The sequence below is a fragment of the Enteractinococcus helveticum genome (assembly GCF_020742345.1).
Classification (GTDB): domain Bacteria; phylum Actinomycetota; class Actinomycetes; order Actinomycetales; family Micrococcaceae; genus Yaniella; species Yaniella helvetica_A.
In genome coordinates, this window is the sequence record NZ_DYXC01000016.1 from 1 (window position 1) to 4,103 (window position 4,103).

Genomic DNA, 4,103 nt, shown 5'->3' on the forward strand with positions numbered 1-4,103 from the left:
GCGACCGGGCGGTCCGAGCTTCCAGGCAGGATCATACCAGCGTCGAGCAATCTTCGTGCCGGATACGACAGCGTGGCGCGATTTGGGCCAAGATTGTGGAACATCCCCTCGCCAAATACGGAAATGAAATATGGCTGGGGGACCAGCACAATATTCTGGTCGGCCATTAGAGCGATTTGATCGTCCCGGACCACCCCGCCGTGTTCAATGCGGTCGGGGATGGGGCCGGAACCGTGGATGCGACGGGCTTCGGTGATGGTTTCGATGGCAAAGTCGATAGCTGCATGGTCCACCCCGGAGCGGATCCCAGCATCCAGGTCGCGGTGGCAGCCAGCTGATATGCTGCGAATCCTCTAGGGCTGGGGCCAAGTGAACCACCGGCTATCCCTACATCCTATTGTGCATTTTGCAGATAGTCTGTTTTACATTTTGCAGACAGTCTGTTTTACATTGTGCAGATTCCCGGTTGCACGTTCGTGGAGTAAGCACTCAGACAGCTACACTAATCTAGGCCTGGTTCAAGGATTGTGAGTAGATGACCCCAACACCCCAAAGAAAAACTTCGCTGATCGGCAACCTCATTCGCGGGGCACTGATCGGCATTGTGGAAACCATCCCCGGAATCTCCGGCGGCACAGTCGCCCTGGTCGTGGGCATCTACAAACAACTCATCGAATCCGCCTCCGCCATGATCCACTGGGGACTATCGCTCGTCCGCGGACGACGCGAAGAAGCCCGCGAATACTGGCAGCAAATCTCCTGGCGCCTACTCATCCCCTTAGGCCTCGGCATGGTCGCCGCGGTCTTCACCGTTGCCGGCCCGGTCGTGAGCCTCTATGAAACCTATCCAGAACGCATGCGCTCGCTGTTCTTCGGTATGGTCGCAGCCTCCGTCATGGTTCCACTGCTGATGGTCCGCGACGACGTCGCCTACCGCAAAAAACGCCTCGGATGGCACCACCTGGCCATGTTCATCGCCGGTGCCGCAGCCGCTTTCATCGTGCTGTCACTGCCAGCCACCCTGGCGCTGCAACCGCACTGGTACATCGTTTTGCCAGCCGCCGCGATCGCCGTCTCCGCCCTCGTACTCCCCGGACTTTCCGGCTCGCTGGTGCTCCTAACCCTGGGCCTCTATGAGCCCACCCTGCGCGCAGTCGAAGCCCTCGATTTCGGCTACATCGGCGTGTTCGTCGCCGGTCTCGCCCTGGGTGCAGTCGTGATCGTGCAGTGTATGAAATGGCTGCTAGAACATCACCACGCCACCACCCTGATCATCCTGTCCGGCGTGATGATCGGTGCCCTGCGTGCCCTATGGCCGTACCAAAATGACGACGGCGCACTGCAACCCATTTCCGACGGCGTTGGCCTGAACATTCTGCTGGCTATCATTGGCGCCGTGGTCGTGACCGCCATGGTCATTGCCGACCGAAAGATGAGCCGACATGCACCCCAACCCGTCCATTAGTGTCTCAGCCGTCGTGTTATCCAACGACGACGGACAGTCGCCCTGGTCCGTAAACGCGGCACCACGGCCTTCATGTTTCCGGGCGGAAAACCGGAGCCAGCAGAAACCAGTGAACATATAGCGGTCCGAGAAGTAGCTGAAGAATTCGCTGTCGTCGTAGCCCCGGGACGAGCTCGAGCCCTTTGGAGACTACAGGAGGATCGCAGCTAATGAAGCTGCTATCCACGTGTTTTCGGACCTGCGTGTCCAGAGAATCCAGGTCCAGGAACAGGTAGAAAGCGCCGAACTGTTTTGGAGGACTGTGGATGAGCCTAGCTGGGCTGACGGTCACCGACTTTCGCCATTGTGGAACGTAGCTTCTGATGGTACTGGCAGTCCACGCAGTTGGTACTGGGGTTCCGCATATCTGGTACTGGTGCGTGGGTAGTGGTCTTCTAGATACAGGTCCGACACGTTGGGTGTCGGCCGGTATTTGAGAGGAAGTCCTGGATGGCAAAATATCGCCAGATCATGGAGTTGGTGCTTCAAGGGCGTAGTTACGCTGAGATTGTTGAGATGATCGGTTGTTCGCGGCGAGATGTCGCTCGGGTGCGGCAGATCGTAGCGGAGCACGATGTTACTTCTATGGACATGATCACGACTGAGCAGCTGGTGGGGTGGTTCCCGGATGGGCGGAAACGCGTATCAGCCAATTTCGCGCAACCGGATTTTGATCAGGTGTTGGTCTCGATGCGGGCCAACCGATTTTTCACGGTGTTGATGGCCTGGCGGCGGTATGCTGACGCTGATCATGGGCTGAAGAAACCCTATGGGTATTCCCAATTTTGTGCGCTCTTTGCTGATTATGTGCGGTCTCATGATTTAGTGGCCGTGTTGCATCACGAACCGGGCCGAGCCATGCTGGTTGACTGGGTGGGGCCCACGGTTGATCTGGTGGATTCGGTCACCGGTGAGCTCACCAGGGCTTATCTATGGGTTGGGGTGTTGCCGTATTCCGGGGTGATCTCTTGCCGGGCGTATCTGAATATGAAGTCCCCGGCGTGGTTAGATGCTCATATTCAAGCGTTTGCGATGCTCGACGGGGTGCCAGCACTGATTGTGCCAGACAACCCGTTGACGTCATCACACCCACGCAGCAAGGGAAGCACAGAGCGGGTGATCAATGCTCGGTATCAACAATTAGCCGATCATTATCAGACCGCGATCGTGCCCGCCAGGTCAGGTAAGCCACGCGATAAAGCTGCTGCCGAGAACGCGGTGGGGATCGTGGAAAAACGTGTGTTGGGCTATCTGGCGGAGGACGTGTTTACAACGATGGCTGACTTGAATGCAGCCATCGATGCCAGGGTTGATGAAATCAACCATGACATGCCAGATGTCAATGGTGTCACCCGGTGGGACCGGTTTGTGGCTGACGAACAGCACACGTTGGGCGCTTTGCCGGATACTCGGTTTGAAGAAGTTGAATGGAAACAGCTCAAAGTCGGGCGGAATTATCATATCCGGGCAGATTCACAGCACTATTCGGTGCCCTATCAACTGGCTGGTCGGTTGCTATCGGTGCGGTTGACCTCGCTGCGAGTCACGGTCTTTGACGGGGCGGTCGTGGTGTGTGAACATGATCGGCTCAACGGTCGCAAAGGCCAATATTCCACCCTGGCCGAGCATGTTCCCCAACAGCACCAGGGTATTGATGGGCTGTGGTCCCGGGCCTGGTTCACGGATCGAGCCCGCAGTTTTGGGCCAGCCACCTTGGCAGTTATCACCCAAATCTTGGATCGTCACGCCATCGAGGCTCAAGGGTATTTAGCGTGTCAGAACATTTTGGAAGGGTTAGGTCGCAAAAACCGGGCCGTGCTGGAAGCTGCCAGTCAGCAGCTACTCAATCAAGGCGGATACGCCACCTACAGCACGATCAAGCGCATCATGGCCGCGATTCACAGTGAACACGACAGTCCTAGGCCTTCGATACCGGCAGCCTCAACGACAAAACGCCAAGCTGTTGGTGGCAGCCAGCAGCTTGGCCCAGAGGTCTATGTTCGCGATGCTTCACATTACGACACCACCGGTGAGGAGGCAGGCCTGTGACGTTTACCAGCATTGACTACGACAAATTCCGGCAACTGCGCGTCACGCATATCGCCACCAGGCTTGAAGAACTCATCACCGATGAGCACTACGATACCCTCACCCCGGAACAGCTCTTTTTGACTGCCGTGGACCAAGCCCTAGAACACCGCCGGGCCAATCGGGTAGACCGGTTGATCAAAGCCGCAAAATTTCCGATTCTGGGCTGTGTCAAGTTTTTTGGACAGTTCGTTGTGGTTTTCTTCTTCGTTAAGCCGCTTGGGTTGATGCCGTCGCGGCGAGGTTTTCGTAGTCGTCCCAGGCTCGGGCTGGGGTGCGGTAGTTGAGGCTGGAATGGGGTCGTTGGCGGTTGTAAAACACTTCGATGTATTCGGCCACGGCCATGCGCGCCCGTGGCCGGGTGGTGAAGACGTGTTGGTGGTACATTTCGTTTTTGAGGCTGGCAAAAAATGTCTCGGCCACGGCATTATCCCAGCACACTGTGAGACTTGGAAGTGGCTGGTCTGGGACTGGCTGGCAGGATGGGTACTGGCCTTGCAATATCGACTGT

Annotated in this window: 5 protein-coding genes and 1 pseudogene; 4 read left to right on the forward strand and 2 right to left on the reverse strand. The window is 57.0% G+C overall.

Annotation, left to right across the window (positions count from 1 at the left end; genetic code table 11):
• The coding region (locus K8V32_RS01015; protein WP_303901524.1) for an amidohydrolase family protein at positions 1 to 293 on the reverse strand (293 nt) is incomplete at its 3' end.
• A gap of 242 nt (positions 294 to 535) precedes the next feature.
• Between K8V32_RS01015 and K8V32_RS01020 the strand changes: the two genes are divergently transcribed.
• The 4 genes from K8V32_RS01020 (at position 536) to K8V32_RS01030 (ending at position 3,879) form a co-directional block, all read left to right on the forward strand.
• Positions 536 to 1,465, forward strand: a complete 930-nt coding sequence (locus tag K8V32_RS01020) for a DUF368 domain-containing protein (RefSeq protein WP_303901527.1) — start codon at positions 536 to 538, stop codon at positions 1,463 to 1,465.
• An 18-nt stretch (positions 1,466 to 1,483) separates the two neighbouring features.
• On the forward strand, positions 1,484 to 1,675 hold the full coding sequence (locus tag K8V32_RS14605; protein ID WP_524536663.1) for an NUDIX domain-containing protein: 192 nt from the start codon (positions 1,484 to 1,486) through the stop codon (positions 1,673 to 1,675).
• Between the two features lie 279 nt (positions 1,676 to 1,954).
• Complete coding sequence (istA, locus tag K8V32_RS01025) at positions 1,955 to 3,553, forward strand: IS21 family transposase (RefSeq protein WP_303901528.1); 1,599 nt, start codon at positions 1,955 to 1,957, stop codon at positions 3,551 to 3,553.
• A complete protein-coding gene (locus tag K8V32_RS01030; protein ID WP_303901530.1) occupies positions 3,550 to 3,879 on the forward strand; it encodes an ATP-binding protein in 330 nt (109 codons plus the stop codon). Before istA ends, K8V32_RS01030 begins: the two co-directional genes overlap by 4 nt.
• Here the strand turns inward: K8V32_RS01030 and K8V32_RS01035 are convergent.
• Positions 3,803 to 4,033: pseudogene (locus K8V32_RS01035) on the reverse strand (integrase core domain-containing protein); the annotation flags it as partial. The gene K8V32_RS01030 and the pseudogene K8V32_RS01035 sit on opposite strands and share 77 nt — an antisense overlap.
• Positions 4,034 to 4,103 lie beyond the last annotated feature (70 nt).

Bases quoted from the DNA above. Each gene is read 5' to 3' on its own strand.
- K8V32_RS01020 (WP_303901527.1), top strand. From the start codon at position 536: ATGACCCCAACACCCCAAAGAAAAACTTCGCTGATCGGCAACCTCATT.
- istA (WP_303901528.1), top strand. From the start codon at position 1,955: ATGGCAAAATATCGCCAGATCATGGAGTTGGTGCTTCAAGGGCGTAGT.